Genomic DNA, 21,615 nt, shown 5'->3' with positions numbered 1-21,615 from the left:
CACCGAGGCGGCCCCCGGGGTGCCGGGGGCCGCCTCGTCCGGACGGTGTCAGGCCTTCCGCGTGCGGGTGGCCTTCTTCTTCGGTGCGGGCTCCTCGGCCGCGGCCTTCTTGGCAGTCCTGGCCGTGGCCGTCCTGCGGGCCGGGGCCGCCTTCGCGGCGACCGCCTTCTTCGCGGCCGTCCTGCGCGCCGGCTTGCGGGCGGCGGGCACCGTGGCCGCACTGATCCGGTCCGCTCCCAGGACGGTCTGGAGAAACTTCCCGGTGTGGCTGGCAGGCACCGAGGCGACATGCTCCGGGGAGCCTTCGGCGATGACCAGGCCGCCGCCCTTGCCGCCCTCGGGGCCCATGTCGATGACCCAGTCGGCGGTCTTGATGACATCGAGGTTGTGCTCGATGACGATCACCGAGTTGCCCTTGTCGACCAGGCCGGAGAGCACCGTGATGAGCTTGCTGATGTCCTCGAAGTGCAGACCGGTCGTCGGCTCGTCCAGGACGTAGACCGTGCGGCCGGTGGAGCGCTTCTGCAGCTCGCTCGCCAGCTTCACCCGCTGCGCCTCACCGCCGGAGAGTGTCGGCGCGGACTGGCCGAGCCTGACGTATCCGAGGCCGACCTCGTTGAGCGTGCGGAGGTGGCGGGCGATCGTCGGGACGGCCTCGAAGAACTCCAGGCCCTCCTCGATCGGCATGTCCAGCACCTCGGCGATGGACTTGCCCTTGTAGTGGACCTCCAGCGTCTCCCGGTTGTACCGCGCTCCGTGGCAGACCTCGCACGGGACGTACACATCGGGCAGGAAGTTCATCTCGATCTTGATCGTGCCGTCGCCGGAGCAGTTCTCGCAGCGGCCGCCCTTGACGTTGAAGGAGAAGCGGCCCGGCAGATAGCCGCGCACCTTCGCCTCCATCGTCTCGGCGAACAGCCTGCGGACATGGTCGAAGACTCCGGTGTACGTGGCCGGGTTGGACCGGGGCGTACGGCCGATCGGCGACTGGTCGACGTGCACCACCTTGTCGACGAGGTCGTCGCCCTCGACGCGGGTGTGCCGCCCGGGTACCGACTTGGCCCCGTTGAGCTCGCGGGCCAGGTGGGTGTACAGGATGTCGTTGACCAGGGTCGACTTCCCGGAACCGGAGACACCGGTGACCGCGGTGAGGACACCCAGCGGGAAGGACACGTCGATGTCCTGGAGGTTGTTCTCCCGGGCGCCGTGCACCGTGAGCAGGCGCGTCGGGTCGACGGGGCGCCGGATGTCGGGCATCGCGATGGACTTCTTGCCGGACAGGTACTGCCCGGTGACCGACGCCTTGTTCGCCAGCAGGTCCTTGAGCGAGCCGGAGTGGACGACCTTGCCGCCGTGCTCACCGGCTCCGGGGCCGATGTCGACGACCCAGTCGGCCACCTTGATGGTGTCCTCGTCGTGCTCGACGACGATGAGCGTGTTGCCCATGTCGCGCAGCCGGACCAGGGTCTCGATCAGCCGGTGGTTGTCGCGCTGGTGCAGCCCGATGGACGGCTCGTCCAGCACGTACAGCACGCCGACGAGTCCGGAGCCGATCTGGGTGGCGAGCCGGATGCGCTGGGCCTCGCCACCGGACAGCGTTCCCGCGGCACGGTTCAGCGAGAGGTAGTCGAGGCCGACGTCGACGAGGAACTTCAGCCGCTCGTTGACCTCCTTGAGCACCCGCTCGGCGATCTTCTTGTCGCGGGCGTTCAGCTTGAGGCGGCCGAGGAACTCGGCGCACTCGCTGATCGACATCGCGGCGACCTGGGCGATGGACTTCTCCATCACCGTCACCGCGAGCACGATCGGCTTGAGCCGGGTGCCCTCACAGGTCGGGCAGGGCACCTCACGCATGTAGCCCTCGAAGCGCTCCCGGCTGGAGTCGCTCTCGGCCTCGGAGTGCCGCCGCTTGACGAACTGCACCGCACCCTCGAAGGCGGGGGTGGTGTAGGCGCGCTCACGCCCGTAGCGGTTGCGGTAGCGCACCTCGGTCTGGATCTTGTGGCCGTGCAGCAGTGCCTTCCTGGCACGCTGCGGCAGCCCTGCCCAGGGGATGTCCGTACGGAATCCGAGCGCTTCGGCGAGTGCGTTGATCTGGCGCCCGAAGTACTCCTTGGTGTGGCCGTGCGACCAGGGGTGGATCGCGCCCTCGTCGAGCGACTTGTCCTCGTCCGGGACGATCAGCTCCGGGTCCACCTCCATGCGCGTACCGATGCCCGTGCAGTCCGGGCAGGCGCCGAAGGGCGAGTTGAAGGAGAAGGAGCGCGGCTCGAGCTCCTCGAAGGACAGGTCGTCGTACGGGCAGTAGAGGTGCTCGGAGAACATCCGCTCACGCTCGGGGTCGTCCTCCGGGAGGTCGACGAAGTCGAGTACGACCATGCCTCCGGAGAGGCCGAGCGCGGTCTCGACCGAGTCGGTCAGCCGGCGCTTGGCGCTGTCCTTCACCGTGAGGCGGTCGATGACCACCTCGATGGTGTGCTTCTCCTGCTTCTTCAGCGTGGGCGGCTCGGAGAGCTGGATCGTCGCGCCGTCGACCCGGGCCCTGCTGTAGCCCTTGGTCTGCAGATCGGCGAAGAGGTCGACGAACTCGCCCTTGCGCTCGCGCACCAGCGGGGAGAGCACCTGGAAGCGGCTGCCCTCGGGCAGGCCGAGGACCTTGTCGACGATGGCTTGGGGCGACTGGCGGGAGATGGGCCTGGCGCACTCGGGGCAGTGCGGCTTGCCGATCCTGGCGAAGAGCAGCCGGAGGTAGTCGTAGACCTCGGTGATGGTGCCGACCGTCGAGCGCGGGTTGCGCGAGGTCGACTTCTGGTCGATGGAGACGGCGGGCGACAGACCTTCGATGAAGTCGACGTCCGGCTTGTCCATCTGGCCGAGGAACTGCCGTGCGTACGAGGAGAGCGACTCCACGTAGCGCCGCTGCCCCTCGGCGAAGATCGTGTCGAACGCGAGCGAGGACTTGCCCGACCCGGAGAGCCCGGTGAAGACGATGAGGGAGTCACGGGGGAGGTCGAGCGAGACGTTCTTCAGGTTGTGCTCGCGCGCGCCACGGACGATGAGACGGTCGGCCACGCCGGTCCGCACCTTTCTGGAGAGAAGTGGGGGAACTGAGCCCCTGTCCCAGGGTATGGGGGGCGCCACAGCGATGTAGGGAGTTTCGACTCCGAGCGTATAGCACGCGCATTCGATTTACGGACGGCTGATGACTCCTTCACCCGAATGAGTGGCGAGGCTAGGCTCGGCCTCATGATTGATCATGTGCACGACCTGGACGCTGTACGTGAAGCGACCGAACGGCTCCTGAGCGCGACGGGCAAACTGGACAACGCCGCCGTCGCCGAGCCGTCACGGCTGCCGGGCTGGAGCAGAGGACATGTCCTCGCCCACCTGTCACGTAACGCCGACGCCCTCGTAAATGTTCTCCAGGGCCGCCCCATGTACGCGAGCAGCGAAACCCGGGACGCCGACATCGACCGCGACGCGCCCCGCCCACTCGCCGAGCAGCTCGCCGACCTGCGCGGCAGCGGGGACGGCTTCCTGGCGGCTGCCGGGGCGCCCGCCGACTGGTCCCGCACGATCACGATGCGCAACGGCGTGACGGACTCCGCCTCCCGGGTCCCGTTCCGCCGCTGGGTCGAGATCGAGCTGCACCATGTCGACCTGGGGATCGGCTACGAGCTGGAGGACCTTCCGGAGGAGTTCGTGATCCGGGAGAACGACTTCCTGGCGGAGCGGTTCGCCGGGCATTCCGCCGTGCCGCCCACGACGGCGGTGACTGCGGACGGCAGCCTCTGGACCACCGGCGGGGGCGCGGACGCCGGACCGGTCGTGGTCCGGGGCAGCGCGACCGACATCCTCGGCTGGCTCTGCGGGCGCCGCGACGGCTCCGGGCTCACCGCGGAAGGCGGCCCCCTTCCCGTACTGCCCCCGCTATAGGCTGAGACGTATGACGTACAGCGGAGCGGTCAAGGTCGGCGGACCTGCGAATGTGCACGAGCTGACGGATCTGATGATCTCCAAGGTCGCTGTGGGCCCGATGAACAACAACGCCTATCTGCTGCGCTGCCGGGCGACCGGCGAGCAGCTCCTGATCGACGCGGCGAACGAGGCCGGGACCCTGCTGCAGCTGATCGGCGACGACTCGATCACCTCGGTCGTCACCACGCATCAGCACGGTGACCACTGGCAGGCCCTGGGCGAGGTCGTGGCGGCCACCGGGGCGCGCACGTACGCGGGACGGTACGACGCCGAGGGCATTCCGGTCCCCACCGATGTACTCGTCGAGGACGGGGACACGATCCGGGTGGGCCGGGTCGCGCTGACCGCCCGCCATCTGGCCGGCCACACCCCGGGCTCCATCGCGCTGGTCTACGACGACCCGCACGGGGCGCCGCACCTGTTCACGGGGGACTGCCTCTTCCCCGGCGGGGTCGGCAATACGCGCAAGGACCCGGAGGCGTTCGCGAGCCTGCTCCACGATGTGGAGACCAAGCTCTTCGACCCGCTGCCCGACGAGACCTGGGTCTATCCGGGGCACGGACACGACACCACGCTCGGCGCCGAGCGGCCTCATCTGCCGGAGTGGCGCGAGCGCGGCTGGTGACACCGGCGGCCGGGTGCCTGTTGGCCCCGGCCGCCGATTCGTCCGCTGATCGTGCGTCTACCGGCTCTGCTTCCGCCGGTCCTGCTTCCGGTCTACTTCTGGGCGCCGATGCTCTTGCTCTCCTCGTCGGACGCCTCCGCCTTCTCGGCCTCCGCCGCCGCCGTCTTCTTGTTGGCGATCAGGCTGGTGATCGTGGTGACCACCAGGACGCCGCAGATGAAGGCGAGGGAGAACGGGATGGAGATCTCGGGGACGTGCACCCCGGACTCGTGGAGTGCGTGCAGCACCAGCTTGACGCCGATGAAGCCGAGGATCACCGAGAGCCCGTAGCTGAGGTGGACCAGCTTCTTCAGCAGACCGCCGATGAGGAAGTACAGCTGACGCAGGCCCATCAGAGCGAACGCGTTGGCGGTGAAGACAATGTACGGGTCCTGGGTCAGCCCGAAGATCGCGGGGATGGAGTCCAGCGCGAACAGCACATCGGTGGTGCCGATGGCGAGCATGACCACCATGAGCGGGGTCATGACGCGCTTGCCGTTGTTGCGGATGAAGAGCTTCGTCCCGTGGTACCTGTCGGCGACACCGAAGCGGTGCTCGATCGACTTCAGGAGACGGTTCTCCTCGAACTCGTCCTCCTCGTCGCCTGCCCGCGCCTCCTGGATGAGCTTCCAGGCGGTGTAGATCAGGAACGCGCCGAAGATGTAGAAGACCCACGAGAAGTTGGCGATGACCGCGGCGCCGGCCGCGATGAAGATCGTTCGGAGCACCAGCGCGATCAGCACACCGACGAGCAGCACCCGCTGCTGGAGGTGTGAGGGCACCGAGAACTTCGCCATGATCAGGACGAAGACGAAGAGATTGTCGACGCTGAGCGATTTCTCGGTGATGTAACCGGCGAAGAATTCGCCCGAGGCCTGGGTCTCGCCGAGGACCAGCAGGCCGAGCCCGAAGAGCGCGGCCAGCACGATCCAGACGATGGTCCAGATTCCGGCTTCCTTGGTCGACACGTCATGGGGCTTGCGCCCGATGAAGAAGTCGACGGAGATGAGGGCGACGAGACCAAGAATGGTCAACGTCCAAACGGTCCATGAAACGTCCACTGCGCCTCCGGCAGTTCGCTACGGCTATAGATCAGCGTCGTCGCTGCCGGAGGTCTCTTCCACCCAGGGTGCGCGGGTTGCGCACGGGGCCGACGCCCCGGGACCGGTCACAGTCCGTACTGACGGGAACGTCGCGATCGGGAGTACTCCCCTCCGCCCAAAGAACAGTACAGGAACTCCCAAGAAAAGGTAAAGTCCCAGGCAAGGGGGCGCCAAAAGGGCTGGTCATGCCGCTTTACGGAGTCTCCCCGGGGGCGCCCGGAATCAGCGATAGCCGTTACGCCGGGCGGCGGCCACGAGCGCGAGCACCTGCTCCAGGACGCGGCTGCCCTGCGGCGGCCTCAGCGGCTCGTACGTCCAGGCGTGGCCCACCCACGGATCGGCCAGATGGTCGTCGGCGACCGGGGTGATCCGCAGCAGCGACCGCCACAGCGGATCGAGCACGGGACCGTAGGCACGCGCGTCCTCGCGGTCGGCCACCATCAGCAGGTGCACGCCCACGGCGGGCCCCTCGTCGGCCAGATAGCGCAGCTGTGTGACCGCCCGGTCGTCGAAACCGTGCGGGAAGTCGTTGACGATCAGCAGCTGCTCGCCCGTGTCCAGGTCCGGCGGGAGCGAGTCGGCGGCACCGGCCCTGATGGCCATCTGCACCAGGTCGACGCGTCGCGTCAGCCGGGCGAGCACCGAAGCCACTCCCCCGGCACCGGCGGCGGGCGGCTCCGCGAGGACCCCGGAGCCGACCAGGGGCGCCAGCGCACCGGCCGCGGAGCCTGCGGGGTCGATGACATGCACCGAGAACTCGTCCGCGGGATAGACGGCGAGCATCCGGGCGGCCAGGGCGACCGCGGTTTCCATGCCCAGCCGGCGCAACTGGTCGCTGTCCGCCAGAGCGGAGGCCTCGGACGCCGTACGGCCGCTGTCGACCCAAATCCCTCGTTCCAGCGGCAGCCGCACCAGCAGCGGGATGTGCAGGTCGGTGCGCTCGGGCAGGTGGAGGTCGCCGATGCGCAGCGCCATCGGGATCTCCATCGGCACCCGGTAGGCGTGCCAGACGGGATTGCCCCAGCCCGCGTACGCGGCGGGGAGCGCGGGCTCGACCACGGCGGACTCGGCGGCCAGCTGGGCGAGATCGCGGTCCAGCGCCTCACGCGCCCGCGCGGTCAGCTCGTCGCGCTTGGCCCGGGCCTCCTCACGGGCCCGGTCACCGGTGCCGCCGATGCGGCTGCGCGGGTCGGACAGTGCCCTGTCGAGCTCCTGGTCCATCCGGGACTCGGCGAAGTCGACCGCGCTGCGGTAGGCGGCGGTGGCCCGGGCCAGGTCCTCGAACATGCCCCAGATCTGGTTGTAGAGGCGCTCGTCCATGGACCAGCCGGTGGCGTCACCGGCGACGGGCTGGGCGGGCTGTCCCGGTGCGGCGGGAGGGGCCACCGGAGGGGGCGGGGGCGGTGCGGTGGTCTGGCGGCGCGGATGCGCGTAGTCGATCGGGCCGCCCGTCGTGGGGTCGGCCACCGGCGGGGACGGTTCACCGACGGGCTCGGAACCCCGGGTGTGGGGCTGACCGCCGCCCGTGGGCGGAACGGGGCCGGCCGGGTGACGTACGCGCCCCCCGTCCGCGGTGCGCGGCGGCGGGGGCGTCACGGAGCGGGCCAGGCCGGAGGCGACCGCCTCCTGTATCGAGCGCGCCAGCTCAGCGGCCTGTGCCACGCCCTGGTCGGCGAGCATCTCGGCGAGCCCGGCGGCGTATCCCTGGCCGACGGCACGGACCTTCCAGACCCCCTGCCGGCGGTAGAGCTCCAGTGCCGTCACGGCGGACTCGGCGTCCAGGCCCGTCAGGGTGAAAGTGGCGATCTCGGTGCCGTCGAGTCCGGTGACGGCGACGAACGGCGCGGCGACCGCACCGAACCGGACGGGCCTGCCCGCCCCCAGGGGAAGGGCCAGGAGCACGGTGACGCGGTGCACCGCGTCGGGGAGCGCCTCCAGGTCGACTGCGAGCCGGTGGTCGGCCGCTGCCTGCCTGGACACCTCGAGTCCGGGCAGCTGGGGCGATCCGGGGTGGGCGATCCACTCGACGCCGTGGACCGTGCCCTGCTCGTCCCCGAGCGTGGCACCGGCCACGACGGGTGAGCCCGCCGACACCCTGATCTCCAGACGGGTCTGGGGCAACGTGTGATTCTGCCCCCGGACCAGCTCGGCCGTCATTGCCCTGTCCCCTCGACGTTCGGTGTGGTGCCCTGCCATGGGCGCAGCTCCCGGCGGCGGTTGCCTCCGGGAGCTGCTCGTACTGACGTCGGACCGCGGTCCGGTCCTGCTACAGGTGCGGCAGGATGGACGGCATCAGGTCCTGGAAGGTCCGACCGTTGGCCGGGTTTCCGAGGGCGGTCATCTGCCATCCGCTGCCCGCACGGTGCACCTTGGCCATGATCTGGGCCGTGTACTGGCCGCCGCCGTCGAGCGTGTAGCGGGCGAGCTCCTGGCCGTTCGTCTCGTCGACGATGCGGCAGAAGGCGTTCTGCACTTCCTGGAACGTCTGGCCGGTGAAGGAGTTCACCGTGAAGACGATCTGGTCGATGTGGACCGGGACCCGCTGCAGGTCGACGAGGATCGCCTCGTCGTCGCCCCCCGAGCCGGCGCCGCCGACCAGGTTGTCGCCGGTGTGCTTGACCGAGCCGTCGTCGCTGACGAGGTGACGGAAGAACACGACGTCCACGGGCTGCTTGTCGGCGAAGAGCACCGCCGAGGCGTCCAGGTCGATCTCCCGGGTGCGCGAGCCGAACAGACCGCGGCGCGGAGCCGCCTGCCAGCCGAGCCCCATCCGTACCGCGGTCAGGGTCCCCCCGTCGCTCTTCTGCAGGCTGATGGCCTGACCCTTGGTCATATTGACCGTCACGCGCTGTCCCCTCTCCGCTTGCCCCGCAACCGTCCGTGTGCGGTTTCCCCGCACCCTACGCAGTCCACTCAGGGCGGAAGCAGGTAAGGGCCGTTTTTGTGTCGTTCTTGCAACACACCAGGTGCACGCCGGTCAGGCCAGTCCCGCCTCCCTCATCTGGCGCAGCTCCTTCTTCAACTCACCCACCTCGTCGCGCAGTCGGGCCGCCACCTCGAACTGCAGGTCCGCGGCGGCCGCCCGCATCCGGTCCGTCATCTCCTCGATGATCCCGGCGAGCTCCGTGGCGGGCCGGTCGGTGACCGCCGCGCCACCCCCCTTGGCCTTGCCGGCCGAGGCCTTTCCACCGAGCGCGGGCACGGGGGCCTTGGCACCCTTGCCCTGCCGGTAGCCGGTGCCGAGGAGCTGCTCGGTGTCGACTTCCTCGCGGGCGATGGTCGCGACGATGTCGTTGATCTTCTTGCGGAGCGGCTGCGGGTCGAGCCCGCGCTCGGTGTTGTACGCGATCTGCTTCTCACGGCGGCGGTTGGTCTCGTCGATCGCCTGAGCCATCGCCGGAGTGATCTTGTCCGCGTACATATGGACCTGTCCGGACACGTTACGGGCGGCACGGCCGATGGTCTGGATCAGAGAGGTGCCGGACCGCAGGAAGCCCTGCTTGTCCGCGTCGAGGATGGCCACGAGTGACACCTCGGGAAGGTCGAGGCCCTCGCGCAGCAGGTTGATACCGACCAGCACGTCGTACTCGCCGGAGCGCAGTTCGCGCAGCAGCTCGATGCGGCGCAGCGTGTCGACGTCGCTGTGCAGGTAGCGGACCTGGATGCCGAGCTCGAGGAAGTAGTCGGTGAGGTCCTCGGACATCTTCTTGGTGAGGGTGGTGACCAGGACCCGCTCGTCCTTCTCGGTCCGCTTGCGGATCTCGTGCACCAGGTCGTCGATCTGGCCCTCGGTGGGCTTGACGACGACCTCGGGGTCGACGAGCCCGGTGGGCCGGATGATCTGCTCCACGAATCCGTCGCCCCGGGAGAGCTCGTACTTCCCCGGGGTGGCGGACAGGTAGACGGTCTGGTTGATCCGGCCCAGGAACTCCTCCCATTTCAGCGGGCGGTTGTCCAGGGCGGAGGGCAGCCGGAAGCCGTGGTCGACGAGCGTCCTCTTCCGGGAGGCGTCGCCCTCGTACATCGCACCGATCTGCGGCACCGTGACGTGCGACTCGTCGAGGACGAGGAGGAAGTCCTCGGGGAAGTAGTCCAGGAGGGTGTTGGGCGCGGTACCCGGATCACGGCCGTCGAAGTGCATCGAGTAGTTCTCCACGCCGGAGCAGGTGCCGATCTGGCGGAGCATCTCGATGTCGTACGTCGTGCGCATGCGCAGCCGCTGGGCCTCCAGCATCTTGCCCTGCTTCTCCAGCTCCGCGAGGCGCTGCTGGAGCTCGGCCTCGATGCCGCCGACCGCCTTCTCCATGCGCTCGGGGCCGGCCACGTAGTGGCTGGCGGGAAAGACGTGGAGCGATTCGTCCTCGCTGATGACCTCGCCGGTGAGCGGGTGGAGGGTGGAGAGCGCCTCGATCTCGTCGCCGAACATCTCGATCCGGACGGCGAGCTCCTCGTACACCGGGAAGATCTCGATGGTGTCGCCGCGCACCCGGAAGGTGCCGCGGGCGAACGCCAGGTCGTTGCGGGTGTACTGGATCTCGACGAAGCGGCGCAGCAGCTGGTCGCGGTCGATCTCGTCGCCGACCTTGAGCTGGACCATCCGGTCCACGTACTCCTGCGGTGTGCCGAGGCCGTAGATGCAGGAGACGGAGGCGACCACGACGACGTCGCGCCGGGTCAGCAGTGAGTTCGTGGCGGAGTGGCGCAGCCGCTCGACCTCCTCGTTGATCGAGGAGTCCTTCTCGATGTAGGTGTCCGACTGCGGGACGTACGCCTCGGGCTGGTAGTAGTCGTAGTACGAGACGAAGTACTCGACGGCGTTGTTCGGGAGGAGCTCGCGGAACTCGTTGGCCAGCTGGGCGGCGAGCGTCTTGTTGGGTGCCATCACCAGGGTCGGCCGCTGCAGCTTCTCGATCATCCACGCGGTCGTCGCCGACTTGCCGGTGCCGGTCGCGCCGAGCAGGACGACGTCCTTCTCGGCGCCGCGGACACGCCGCTCCAGCTCGGCGATGGCCGCGGGCTGGTCACCGCTGGGCTGGTAGGGACTGATGACCTCGAAAGGCGCCATCGAACGTTCGATCTTCGAAACGGGCCGCATGCAACCACCGTACGACCCGCCACCGACAACGGCGCCGGATCAGCGATTCCGCGGCTGCCGGTACTCCCTGCGGACCTCGGTCCCGTACGGCGTGTGCCGCCGCTGGACGGGGATGCCGGGGACCTGCCCGGCGCTGCGCGGGCGGTCACCGGGCCGGCGGTCCGGCCCGTCGGGAGCGCCCATCACCACCAGCGGGTCGAACAGCACGACCACTCCGGCGAGGAGCAGGAAGCAGCCCGGCCCGATCAGCATCGGCAGGAGCAGCGAGGCAGGTGTGTCGCCTGCCTGCGTCCCCTGGGCCACGGCCGGGTGCAGATGCACGCTGAGCGCGGCCATTCCCGTGTAGTGCATTCCGCTCACGGCGACGCCCATCACCAGGCTCGCGCCGAGGCTGGGCAGGAAACCGTGGATGGAGACGGCGGCCCACAGCGAGGCGGTCGCGGCCACCACGGCGATGACGACGGAGAGGGAGACGGTGACCGTGTCGTACGCGAACTGTCCCTCGAACCGCATTCCGGCCATGCCGAGGTAGTGCATCGAGGCCACGCCGAGACCCGTGATCGTGCCGCCGGTGACCAGTGCCATGCGCGTGGCTCCCCGGTAGCCGACGATGAAGATCCCGATACCGACCATCACGATCGCCACGGCGAGGCTGGCGAAGGTGAGCGGCCTGTCGTAGCTGACCGGTGCCTCCTCGACCGAGAAGCCCAGCATCGCGACGAAGTGCATCGTCCAGATGCCGGAGCCTATGGAGGTGGCACCCAGAGCCAGCCAGCCCGCCTTGAAGGAGCGTTCGGTGCGCAGGGACCGTGCGGTGCAGCGCAGCCCGAGAGCTGCGCCGAGGCACGCCATGAGGAATGCCACGACCGGGGTCAGGAGGCCGTAGCTGAAACCGTCGACTGTGCCCTGCATGCTGGTACGCCCTTCGCGGAAGCCCGGGTTCGGGGGTGACCCTAAAGGGCGAGGCCCGGCAGGCAAACATAAGAGGGGCATTTTATCCGGCTTGGAGCCGGGCCACGATCCGGTAGCGAACAATCCGTTCACATTGTGGTCATCGTCTTCCTGTCGTCCGTTGGGTACCGGCTGGGAGTCTCTGCATGTCCACACCCTGACGCGAGGAGCACACGTGTCCGTACGCACCGCAACCGCCTCCGCCGCTGTCGCCGCTCTGCTCGGCGGCTGTGCCCTGCTGCCCGCCGCCCAGGCGCAGGCGGCGGGCGCGAAGGACGGCCCGGTCGTCTTCGCCCACCGCGGCGCCTCCGCCTACGCCCCGGAGAACACCCTGGCGGCCGTGGACGCGGCCGACCGTCTGGGCATCGACTGGGTGGAGAACGATGTGCAGCTCACCAAGGACGGTGTGCTGGTCGTCGTGCACGACACCACCCTCGGGCGGACCACCGACGCCGAGCAGGTCTTCCCCAGCCGGGCCCCCTGGGCGGTCAAGGACTTCACCGCTGCCGAGATCGCGAAGCTCGACGCGGGCAGCTGGTTCGGCGCCGCGTACGCGGGGGCACGGGTGCCGACGCTCACCCAGTATCTGCACCGTGTCGAGCGCAACCGCCAGAAGCTCCTCCTGGAGATCAAGAGCCCGGAGACCTACCCGGGAATCGAGAAGGAGACCCTGCGGATCCTGCGCGAGGAGGGGTGGCTGGACCGCGGTCACGTCAAGCACCGGCTGATCGTCCAGAGCTTCGGTGCAGAGAGTGTGAAAGCTGTCCACGATCGGCGTCCCGACGTCGTCACCGGCTTCCTCGGCACCCCCGCGGTGGCAGATCTGCCGTCGTACGCGGCCTTCACCGACCAGATCAATCCGTCGTACACGACGATCGGCGCCGACTACGTCGCCGCGGTCCAGAAGCTGAAGGGCCCCCACGGGAAGCCGCTCCAGGTGAACACCTGGACGGTCAACGACGCGGCGAACGCGGCGAAGGTGGCCGGCTTCGGTGTCGACGGCATCATCACCAACAACCCCGACATCGTGCGGGACGCCACCCGCTGAGGGATCCGCGGGGCCGTGGCAGGGCGTTGTCAGTGGCCGGCCGTACGGTGGTCGCATGGACAGCAACGAGCAGAGCGTGGAGTGGTCCGTCGTGCAGAGCGACATCGGGCCGCTCCTGCTCGCCGCGACCGGCACGGGCCTGGTGAACGTGGTCTTCCATGCGCGCCCCGCCGTCCGGGACAAGGCGCTCGGGCACATATGGACGCGGCTGGGCGCGGAGCCCGTACAGGCACCCGGCTCCGCGCGGCTCGCCGAGCCCGAGCGCCAGCTCGCCGCGTATTTCGCGGGCGGGCTGCGCGCGTTCTCGCTGGACCTGGACTGGTCGCTGACCTCCGGTTTCAACCGCGAGGTGCTCCGCGAGCTGGCAGCCGGCGTGCCCTACGGCACCGTCGTCGGATACGGGGACCTGGCCGGGCGGGTGGGGCAGCCGGGGGCCGCCCAGGCCGTCGGGGCGGCGATGGGATCCAATCCGCTGCCGGTGGTGGTGCCGTGCCACCGCGTGGTGGAGAGCGACGGAGGGCTCGGCGGCTTCGGCGGCGGGCTGGAGACCAAGCGGCAGCTGCTGGCGCTCGAGGGGGTCCTTCCGCAGCCGCTGTTCTGAGGACCGTCCGGCGCGGTTCCGCCCGGGCAATTCCGGGCCGGAAACCGGATGTCGCACGGGCACACGAACTGGCACACTTCGGCGGTGACAGAAGCCCTCCCCACCTCCCGGATCACGGCTGCGGACGTGCCCGCGCTGCAGCGCAGGACCTCCGCCGTACTCATCGGCAGCCAGATACTCGGCGGCCTCGGCGTGGCTATCGGTATCGCCCTGGCACCGGTCCTGGCGGCGGAGGTGAGCGGCTCCGACGCCCTGTCCGGGCTCGCCCCGACCGCCTCGGTGGCGGGTACCGCGCTGCTGTCACTGCCTCTGGCCGCCCTGATGACCTCACGGGGCAGGCGCCCCGGACTCGTTCTCGCCTATCTGATCGGGGCGGTGGGCGCGTCTTTGGTCGTGACCGCCGCCGTGGTGGGCAGCTTCCCGCTGCTGCTCGTCGGCATGGCCGGTTTCGGCGCCGGTTCGTCGGCCAATCTCCAGGCCAGGTTCGCCGCAGCCGATCTGGCCGAGCCGGACCGCCGCGGGCGGGCGATCTCCAACGTCGTCTGGGCCACCACGATCGGTTCGGTCCTCGGCCCCAACATCTCGGCACCCGCCGGCCATGTCTTCCGCGGCACCTCAGTGCCCGAGACGGCCGGTCCGTTCGCCTGGGCCGCCGCCATCTTCCTGCTCACCGGTGCCGTGGTCGCCGTGCTGCTGCGCCCCGATCCGCTGCTCACCGCCCGCGCGCTCGCCCCGCAGGAGACCGGGACCACCCAGCAGCGCTCCCTGCGGGCGGGCATCGCGGCGGTGCGGGCCTCCCCGATGGCCCGTCTCGCGCTGGTGACCATCGCGGTGTCGCACACCACCATGGTCTCGATCATGGTCATGACCCCGGTCCACCTCGGGCACCACGGCGCGGACATCCAGCTGATCGGGCTGGTCATCAGCGGTCATATCGCGGGCATGTACGCGTTCTCGCCCATCATGGGCTGGCTCGCCGACCGGGTGGGGAGGCTGTCCGTGATCGGGCTTGCCGTCGGCCTGCTGTGCTGCGGCGCGGTGCTGGCCGGTACATCGGGCGCGGGACACGGCCGGACCGCCGCGGGCCTGTTCGTCCTGGGCCTCGGCTGGTCGGCCGGTCTGGTCGCCGGTTCGGCGCTGCTCACCGACTCCGTGCCGCAGGCCGCCCGCGCCGCGGTGCAGGGACTCTCGGACCTCACGATGAACACGGCGGCGGGCGTCGGCGGCGCGGTCGCCGGAGTGATCGTCTCCCGGCTGAGCTACGGCTGGCTGAACACGGCCGCCGCCTGCCTGCTGCTGCCCCTGGCCGCGCTCGCCCTGCGCCGGACCCTGAACCGGCGGTCCCCGGTGTCCGGGAAGGCCTGAGAGACCGACGGCTCCCCGCCCCGTCCGGGTTTGCGGGCGCCGTGCCTGCGACAGGGATGGGGCATGCATCGGAACCCATCGGCATCCACGTCGCAGGAAACCGGCCGCCACGCCCCCGTGCTCTCCACCGAGGTGCGCGACGCTCTCGCCGACCGCCGCCCCGTCGTCGCCCTGGAGTCGACGATCATCGCCCACGGTCTGCCACGCCCCCGCAACCTCCAGGTCGCAAAGGAGCTGGAGGAGCTCGTACGCAAGGAGGGGGCCGTGCCCGCCACGGTCGCCGTGCTCGACGGCCGGGCCCATGTGGGTCTGACGGACGACCGGTTGGAGCGGGTGGCCGGGGACCCGGCGATGCGGAAGCTGGGCCACCGCGACCTCGCGCCCGCGCTCGCCCAGGGAGCGAGCGGGGCGACGACCGTGTCCGCGACCGCGTTCCTGGCGGCGCGGGCGGGGCTGAACGTCTTCGCGACCGGAGGGCTCGGCGGCGTACACCGGGAGTGGACCGAGACGCAGGACGAGTCCGCGGATCTGCGGCTGCTTGCCAGGACCGGCATCACCGTGGTCTGCGCGGGCGTGAAGTCGATCCTGGACGTGCCGGCCACGCTCCAGCGCCTCGAGACGCTCGGCGTCGGCGTGCTCGGTTACGGGACGGAGTACTTCCCCGGCTTCTACCTGAGCAGTTCGGGCGAGCCCGTCGACTGGACGGTCCGCACACCGCGGGAGGTGGTGGACGTGATGCGTGCCCGGGAGGAGCTCGGGGGTCCCGCCGCCGCGCTGATCGTCGCCAACCCCGTACCGGAGGAGGAGCAGTTGGACCCCGAGGTGCACGACCGGGTGCTCGCGCAGGCTCTGGACGCCTGCCGGGAGCGCGGGATCGTGGGGCAGGCCGTCACCCCGTTCCTGCTGGAGTACCTGATGCGGGAGACCGGCGGAGCGTCCCTTGAAGCGAATCTGGCCGCCGTGCGCGGGAACGTGCAACTGGCCGCGCGGATCGCGGCAGCGGCGGCGGCGCGGTGACCGAGGGCGGCCTTCTCGTCGTCGGCGATGTGGTCACCGATGTCGTCGTCCGGCACGGCTCGGCCGTGGTCCACGGTACGGACACGCCTGCGCGGATCAGCACGCTGCCGGGCGGGGCGGGCGCCAACGTCGCGTGCTGGGCCGTTCGTTCGGGATGCCGGGACGCGCGACTGCTGGCGCGGGCCGGGGCCGATTCGGAGGCCTGGCACCGGAGTGCGCTGGAACGTGCGGGGGTGCGTCCGCTGCTGTCCGTGGACGAGGAGGCGCCGACCGGCACGGTGGTGGCCCTGGTCGACTCCTCGGCCGAGCGCACCTTCCTCACCGACAGCGGCGCGGTCCTGCGCCTCTCCCCCGACGACTGGTCGGCGTCCTTACTGGACGGCGTCGCCCGGCTCCACCTCTCCGGCTATCTCCTCTTCGCGGCGACGAGCCGTGCGACGGCGCAGCTGGCCCTGCGGGAGGCCAGGCGGCGGGGCATCCCGGTGAGTGTGGACCCGGCGTCGGCGGGCTTCCTCGCCGTTCTGGGCGCCGGCGCCTTCCTGGACCTGGTCGAGGGCGTGGACCTGCTGCTGCCCAACGCGGACGAGGCCCGGGAGCTGACCGGCCTGCCGGACCCGGCCGACGCGGCGGCCAAGCTGAGCCGTCACGCCGGGCGGGTCGCCGTCACCCTCGGGGACCGGGGCGTCCTGCTGGCGGCCGGGGGCATGGTGACCGCACGGGTACCCGCCCCGGCCGTACCCGATCCGATCGACTCGACGGGCGCGGGCGACGCCTTCACCGGCGGTTTCCTCGCCGCCCTCATCGCCGGGGCGGACGGTGCCGCGGCAGCTGCGGCCGGCTGCCGGGCCGGGGCCGAGGCGGTCGCGACGGTCGGCGGGCGCCCGGGGCCTCGGCCGGCGTAGTGGCTACGCGCCGATGCCGGTCCAGGCGGGGTGGTGCGGGTCGTCGGCCCGCACCACCGCGTCCGCGCGGTCGGCGGGCGCCACCTCGTCCTCGTACCGCGCGAAGGCGGGCAGCGTCCACCGCTCGCTCTCCTCGGTGCGCCGTCGCAGCGCACCGGGCGAGAGGCGCAGGTGAACGGCGAGGTCGAAGGGGAACCACTGCCCGAGGAGCAGCGGCCCGTGCATGATCAGCACCCCGCCCTCGGGCAGCACCCGGTACGGGCTGCGGGTGGCCCGGTCCGTCACGGGGTCCCAGAGGTCGGGCAGCACCCGTCCGCTTCCGCCGGGCTCCAGCGGACGGAACACCTCGCGCCACAGCGCGTTGGTGTCGAACCAGCTGTCGGCGTAGGAGTCGGGGTCCTCCTTGCCGTACTCGTAGCGCAGACTCGCCGGCCGCAGGAACCCTCCGGTGGAGACGGTGAGCACCGCACGGCCGCGCGCCCGCAGTTCCTCGGCGAGGCGTCCGGCGGGCTCACCGGGGCGGGCGGCCGAGGCTCCGTCGACACCGATTCTGAGCCAGGGCCCGCCGTCGGCCGGTTTCAGGCCGTCGGCGTGCGCGGCCAGCGCTTCGGCCAGGCGTTCCCAGGTGATCGGTTCGAATCGCACGCATCCATCATCACCCGGCCGCGCCCCCTGCCGTACGGGAGCGCGCCCGCCCCGGTGCCGGACCTACTTCGCCGCCGGGCAGTCCACCGCGTCGGCGTCGTCGGAGAGTTGACTGCCCTCGGGAAGCAGATAGGTCACCCACAGCACCACGGGTACCGTCCCTAGGTTGCGCCCGATGTGCCGGTGCTTGGTTCCGGACGGCTCGATGAACGCCGTTCCCGCGGGTGTCACCTCGACCGAGCAGTCGTCGAGGGTCCGGGTCAGCGTCCCGGACTGGACGACGGCGATCAGCTGGCCCGCGTGGGTGTGCCAGCCGGTGGAGCCGCCGGGCGCCACGGTGATGGTCCGGACGGTCACATCCGTGCGGCCCTTGGGGGTCTTCACCTTCAGCTTGCCCTCGGACGTGCCCTTGGCGACGACGGTGCCGCTCACACCGCTGCCGGGCGTCGCGACCGCGGCTGCCGGGACGAGACCGAGCGCGGTCACACAGGCGCCCACGAGCATGACCTTGCGCAGCGTGCCCCGCTGCTTCGTGCCGACCCTGCTGCCGAACTCCATGGACATCTCCCTCGTCCCGCCGGACCGGATGAACGAACCCACGCTACGCGCGAGTCGGGCTGCCGTCACCGGTGGCGCGGCTGTCATCCCCCGCGGAGTTCGGCGGCGAGCGGGCCTTCCCCGTGCACCTCGGCCCGGCCCTCCGCGACCGCTTCGGCCAGTGTCAGTTCGCCGCGCCCCAGCGCCAGGCAGAGCTCGGCGTCGAGCACGATGCGGGCGTCGGGGTACGGGGCGGGGCCGTACCCGTACGCATCGTCCCCCTGGGTGTCCCCGCCGGTGCGGATGTGGAACTCCCCCTCCTCCAGCCGGACTTCGACCACGCCCGCGTGCTCGGTCCCGTCCAGCGCGCGCAGCAGCGGCAGGGCGAACCAGTGGGCACGGACGGCGTCGGTGGGGCGGCGCTCGGCGAGTGCGGGCGTGCCCCACCGGGCGAGCGCGCTGAGGACCGGGAGCAGTCCGCGGCCGTGTTCGGTCAGTTCGTAGACCGAAGCGGCGGCGGGCGGAGGCAGCCGCCGGCGCACGGCCAGGCCGCTCTGCTCCATGTCCTTGAGCCGGGAGGCGAGCACGTCCGTGCTGACTCCGGGCAGGTCGGCGTGCAGATCCGTGTACCTGCGCGGGCCGGCCAGCAGTTCACGGACAATCAGCAGCGTCCACCGGTCGCCCACGGAGTCGAGGGCCCGGGCGGCGGCACAGAACTGGTCGTAACTCCGGCGGCGGACGGGGCGTGTTGGCGGCTGCTGACGTGGCATGCGACGCAGTCTAGACATGTTGTTGGACTTTCCAAGCTCCAACTTGGTAAAACCAAGTAACACAGTTCAGGGTCGGGGAGGGCACAGCATGGAGTTCCGGCAGTCCAGCAAGCTCAACGAGGTCTGTTACGAGATCCGGGGCCCTGTCATCGAGGAGGCCAACGCCCTCGAGGAGGCGGGCCACAGCGTGCTCCGCCTCAACACGGGCAATCCGGCGCTCTTCGGGTTCGAGGCCCCCGAGGAGATCGTCCAGGACATGATCCGGATGCTCCCGCAGGCACACGGCTACACCGATTCGCGCGGCATCCTCTCCGCCCGCCGGGCCGTGGCGCAGCGCTACCAGTCGATGGGCCTCGTCGACGTCGACGTCGACGACATCTTCCTCGGCAACGGCGTCTCCGAGCTGATCTCCATGTCCGTACAGGCACTTCTGGAGGACGGCGACGAGATCCTCGTCCCGAGCCCCGACTACCCGCTGTGGACCGCCGTCACCACACTCGCGGGCGGCAAGGCCGTGCACTACACCTGCGACGAGGCCGCGGACTGGAATCCGGACATCGCGGACATGGCCTCGAAGATCACCGACCGCACCAGGGCCATGGTCATCATCAACCCGAACAACCCGACGGGTGCCGTCTATCCCCGCGAGATCCTCGAAGGCATGCTCGATCTGGCGCGCAGGCACGGGCTGATGGTGTTCGCCGACGAGATCTACGACCAGATCCTCTACGACGACGCCGAGCACCACTCCGTGGCGGTCCTGGCTCCTGATCTGCTCTGCCTCACCTTCAGCGGGCTGTCCAAGACGTACCGCGTGGCAGGATTCCGCTCCGGCTGGATGGTGGTGTCGGGCCCGCAGCAGCACGCCCGCAACTACCTGGAGGGGCTCACCATGCTCGCCTCCATGCGGCTGTGCCCCAACGCCCCCGCCCAGTACGCGATCCAGGCGGCGCTCGGCGGCCGGCAGTCGATCGGGGCGCTCGTCGCCCCCGGGGGCAGGCTCCACGAGCAGCGCAACCGGGCCTGGGAGCGGCTGAACGAGATCCCGGGGGTGTCGTGCGTGAAGCCGAAGGGCGCCCTGTACGCCTTCCCTCGCATCGACCCGAAGGTCCACAACATCGTCGACGACGAGCGGTTCGTCCTGGACCTGCTACTGCGGGAGAAGATCCAGGTGGTTCAGGGCACGGGCTTCAACTGGCCGCGCCCCGACCACTTCCGGATCCTGACCCTCCCGCACGCCGACGTCCTCGACGCGGCGATCAGCCGCATCGGCCGCTTCCTGAACGGATACCGCCAGTGATCTGCGCCGGCTGCCGGACCCCCGTCCACACACAGTTCGCGTCGCCCGGCCTGGTGGGCGCGATCGTGGAGGGCGGGCTCGATCCGGCCGAGGACCCGGGCTGGGCGGACTCCGGCGCCGCCTCGCCCGCCGAGTACGCGCGCTGGGCAGGCCACCTGTGCGGGATGACCTGCCTGCGCATGGCGCTCGGCCCCGACGCTCCGACCCTGTTCGCGCTGCGCGACGGCGCAATCGAGTACGGCGCGTACACGGAGGACGCCGAGGGAGTGATCCGCGGCCTGGTCTACGCTCCGTTCGCCGCGTACGTGACCGAGGCGCACGGCCTCGACGCGACCGTCCACCGCCACCTGTCCCCCGCCGGGATCCTCGGACTGCTGGACGACGGCCGAAGCGTGATGGCGTCCGTGCACTACGGAATCCGGCACCCGGAACTGCCGGCCCCGGGGCGGGGCGGGCATCTGGTCCTGCTGACCTCGCGCACCGCGGACGGATCGGGAGTGCACTTCCACAACCCGTCGGGGACGACGGCGGACACACGCGCGGCCGAGCTGCCGCTGCCGGTCTTCGAACGCTTCTTCGCGGGCCGCGGGGTGTCGTTGCCCGGGGTCACGACCACGGGTGCGGTGGCGCCGTAGCACCTCACCCTTACGGGTGGTCCGGCCCGGATTCCGGTGTCCTGCCGCGCCGTTGCGACGGCCGCGTGCCACGGTGAGCGCCGTTCCGGCATCCGACCGCCCCGTGGGAGATCACCTTGCTGCGTCTGCGCAACCGTCCGAAGCCGGAAACCGAGCGACCCGCGCGGCGCACCGCACTCGTGGCGGGCGTGGCCGCCTGCGCCGTACTCGCCACGGGCGCGCCGATCGCGTACGCCGCACTCGGCGGCGAGGCACCGGCGGCGGGGCGGGCGACGGCCGCCAGGGGCGCCGAGTACGTGGAGACCCGGCTGTTCTTCGGTACGGAACGCCCCGACGGCGGACCGGACGTGACCGACCCGCAGTTCCTTGCCTTCATCGACCGGTATGTCACGCCGGACTTCCCGAGCGGCCTCACGATCCAGGACGGCCGTGGGCAGTGGCGCGACTCCAACGGGGTGATCGAGCGGGAGCGTTCGTACGAACTGATCCTGCTCTACCCGGCGTCGGAGGCGCGCCTGCGCGACCCGCGGATCGAGCGGATCCGCGCCGCGTACGAGAAGGCCTACGCCCAGGACTCGGTGGCCCGGCTCGACGAACGCACCCTCGCCGATTTCTGAGCCCCGGGGCCTCGTCCGCACCGCCGCCGCCTACCGTTGCCCCGGAACGACGGACGAGCACGGGAGCGACGCACATGGGCGCGGCAATACGCCACTTCACAGCCACCGGACCGGGCGGCCAGGTCTTCACGGTGAACATCGAACGCGACTTCCGGTACGACCCGTACCGCGACTTCCTCGTGTGCGCGCACTGCGACTGGTCGCCGTCGCTGCTGACCACGAGGAAGATCATCGACATGGCCGGGGAGCATCTGGCCACCGCTCACGGTGCCGACCGCGGACTGGCGCAGCAGGAGAACGAATCGTTCCGCAAGGCCCGTTGGGTGATGCTGCCGCTGTGCGCGGTCCTGGTGATCGGACTGCTCGCCTACTACGCACAGAGCTGAC

20 protein-coding genes are annotated in these 21,615 nt (G+C 70.5%); 11 read left to right on the top strand and 9 right to left on the bottom strand.

Features of this window, described 5'->3' with window-relative positions; all coding sequences use genetic code 11:
- Nucleotides 1–48: 48 nt before the first annotated feature.
- On the bottom strand, nt 49–3,072 hold the full coding sequence (gene uvrA, locus OG257_RS28855; RefSeq protein WP_329212217.1) for an excinuclease ABC subunit UvrA: 3,024 nt from the start codon (nt 3,070–3,072) through the stop codon (nt 49–51).
- Between the two features lie 174 nt (nt 3,073–3,246).
- Between uvrA and OG257_RS28850 the strand changes: the two genes are divergently transcribed.
- On the top strand, nt 3,247–3,936 hold the full coding sequence (locus OG257_RS28850) for a maleylpyruvate isomerase family mycothiol-dependent enzyme (protein ID WP_329212216.1): 690 nt from the start codon (nt 3,247–3,249) through the stop codon (nt 3,934–3,936).
- A gap of 10 nt (nt 3,937–3,946) precedes the next feature.
- Nucleotides 3,947–4,603 (top strand): MBL fold metallo-hydrolase, encoded by a 657-nt coding sequence (locus OG257_RS28845; protein ID WP_329212215.1) that lies wholly within the window; start codon nt 3,947–3,949, stop codon nt 4,601–4,603.
- A 92-nt stretch (nt 4,604–4,695) separates the two neighbouring features.
- Here OG257_RS28845 and OG257_RS28840 read toward each other — a convergent pair whose 3' ends face one another.
- The 5 genes from OG257_RS28840 to OG257_RS28820 form a co-directional block, all read right to left on the bottom strand.
- On the bottom strand, nt 4,696–5,703 hold the full coding sequence (locus tag OG257_RS28840; RefSeq protein ID WP_329212214.1) for a TerC family protein: 1,008 nt from the start codon (nt 5,701–5,703) through the stop codon (nt 4,696–4,698).
- Between the two features lie 264 nt (nt 5,704–5,967).
- Nucleotides 5,968–7,902, bottom strand: coding sequence for a TerD family protein (locus OG257_RS28835; RefSeq protein WP_329212213.1), 1,935 nt, complete (start codon nt 7,900–7,902; stop codon nt 5,968–5,970).
- 109 nt (nt 7,903–8,011) lie between these two features.
- Nucleotides 8,012–8,590 (bottom strand): TerD family protein, encoded by a 579-nt coding sequence (locus OG257_RS28830; RefSeq protein WP_096629140.1) that lies wholly within the window; start codon nt 8,588–8,590, stop codon nt 8,012–8,014.
- Between the two features lie 132 nt (nt 8,591–8,722).
- Nucleotides 8,723–10,840: an excinuclease ABC subunit UvrB gene (gene uvrB / locus OG257_RS28825; RefSeq protein WP_329212212.1), complete on the bottom strand. Its 2,118-nt coding sequence runs from the start codon at nt 10,838–10,840 to the stop codon at nt 8,723–8,725.
- Nucleotides 10,841–10,879: 39 nt separating this feature from the next.
- Nucleotides 10,880–11,752: an MHYT domain-containing protein gene (locus OG257_RS28820; protein ID WP_329212211.1), complete on the bottom strand. Its 873-nt coding sequence runs from the start codon at nt 11,750–11,752 to the stop codon at nt 10,880–10,882.
- A gap of 214 nt (nt 11,753–11,966) precedes the next feature.
- Between OG257_RS28820 and OG257_RS28815 the strand changes: the two genes are divergently transcribed.
- From OG257_RS28815 to OG257_RS28795, 5 genes are all read left to right on the top strand, one after another.
- Nucleotides 11,967–12,839 (top strand): glycerophosphodiester phosphodiesterase, encoded by an 873-nt coding sequence (locus OG257_RS28815; protein ID WP_329212210.1) that lies wholly within the window; start codon nt 11,967–11,969, stop codon nt 12,837–12,839.
- Nucleotides 12,840–12,894: 55 nt separating this feature from the next.
- Nucleotides 12,895–13,440: a methylated-DNA--[protein]-cysteine S-methyltransferase gene (locus OG257_RS28810; protein ID WP_329212209.1), complete on the top strand. Its 546-nt coding sequence runs from the start codon at nt 12,895–12,897 to the stop codon at nt 13,438–13,440.
- A gap of 48 nt (nt 13,441–13,488) precedes the next feature.
- The gene (locus OG257_RS28805; RefSeq protein WP_443054498.1) at nt 13,489–14,805 is read left to right on the top strand and encodes an MFS transporter; all 1,317 of its coding nucleotides are present in this window, start codon (nt 13,489–13,491) and stop codon (nt 14,803–14,805) included.
- Between the two features lie 63 nt (nt 14,806–14,868).
- Nucleotides 14,869–15,822: a pseudouridine-5'-phosphate glycosidase gene (locus OG257_RS28800; protein ID WP_329212207.1), complete on the top strand. Its 954-nt coding sequence runs from the start codon at nt 14,869–14,871 to the stop codon at nt 15,820–15,822.
- A complete protein-coding gene (locus OG257_RS28795) occupies nt 15,819–16,724 on the top strand; it encodes a carbohydrate kinase family protein (RefSeq protein ID WP_329212206.1) in 906 nt (301 codons plus the stop codon). Before OG257_RS28800 ends, OG257_RS28795 begins: the two co-directional genes overlap by 4 nt.
- Nucleotides 16,725–16,727: 3 nt before the next feature.
- Here the strand turns inward: OG257_RS28795 and OG257_RS28790 are convergent, their stop codons facing one another.
- The 3 genes from OG257_RS28790 to OG257_RS28780 all read right to left on the bottom strand — a co-directional run bounded on the left by OG257_RS28790 (nt 16,728) and on the right by OG257_RS28780 (nt 18,676).
- Nucleotides 16,728–17,369, bottom strand: coding sequence for a uridine kinase (locus tag OG257_RS28790; RefSeq protein WP_329212205.1), 642 nt, complete (start codon nt 17,367–17,369; stop codon nt 16,728–16,730).
- A gap of 63 nt (nt 17,370–17,432) precedes the next feature.
- Nucleotides 17,433–17,927 carry a cupin domain-containing protein gene (locus tag OG257_RS28785; RefSeq protein WP_329212204.1) on the bottom strand — a complete coding sequence of 165 codons (495 nt, stop codon included), beginning with the start codon at nt 17,925–17,927 and terminating at the stop codon, nt 17,433–17,435.
- Nucleotides 17,928–18,010: 83 nt separating this feature from the next.
- Nucleotides 18,011–18,676 (bottom strand): winged helix-turn-helix transcriptional regulator, encoded by a 666-nt coding sequence (locus tag OG257_RS28780; protein WP_329212203.1) that lies wholly within the window; start codon nt 18,674–18,676, stop codon nt 18,011–18,013.
- Between the two features lie 88 nt (nt 18,677–18,764).
- On the opposite strand from OG257_RS28780, the gene OG257_RS28775 reads away from it, so the two are divergent.
- The 4 genes from OG257_RS28775 to OG257_RS28760 all read left to right on the top strand — a co-directional run bounded on the left by OG257_RS28775 (nt 18,765) and on the right by OG257_RS28760 (nt 21,614).
- Nucleotides 18,765–19,976 carry a pyridoxal phosphate-dependent aminotransferase gene (locus OG257_RS28775; protein ID WP_329212202.1) on the top strand — a complete coding sequence of 404 codons (1,212 nt, stop codon included), beginning with the start codon at nt 18,765–18,767 and terminating at the stop codon, nt 19,974–19,976.
- The gene (locus OG257_RS28770) at nt 19,973–20,611 is read left to right on the top strand and encodes a peptidase (RefSeq protein WP_329212201.1); all 639 of its coding nucleotides are present in this window, start codon (nt 19,973–19,975) and stop codon (nt 20,609–20,611) included. The genes OG257_RS28775 and OG257_RS28770 overlap by 4 nt, the downstream gene beginning before the upstream one ends.
- Nucleotides 20,612–20,730: 119 nt before the next feature.
- Entirely contained in the window at nt 20,731–21,228 is a 498-nt protein-coding gene (locus OG257_RS28765) for a DUF3574 domain-containing protein (protein WP_443054581.1), read from the top strand.
- A 74-nt stretch (nt 21,229–21,302) separates the two neighbouring features.
- A complete protein-coding gene (locus OG257_RS28760) occupies nt 21,303–21,614 on the top strand; it encodes a hypothetical protein (RefSeq protein ID WP_329212199.1) in 312 nt (103 codons plus the stop codon).
- Nucleotide 21,615: the final 1 nt, after the last annotated feature.

Origin of the sequence: Streptomyces sp. NBC_00683 (genome assembly GCF_036226745.1) — a bacterium.
GTDB lineage: Bacteria > Actinomycetota > Actinomycetes > Streptomycetales > Streptomycetaceae > Streptomyces.
The sequence above is the reverse complement of the archived record's forward strand: the minus strand, read 5'-3'. Positions and strand labels throughout refer to the sequence as shown.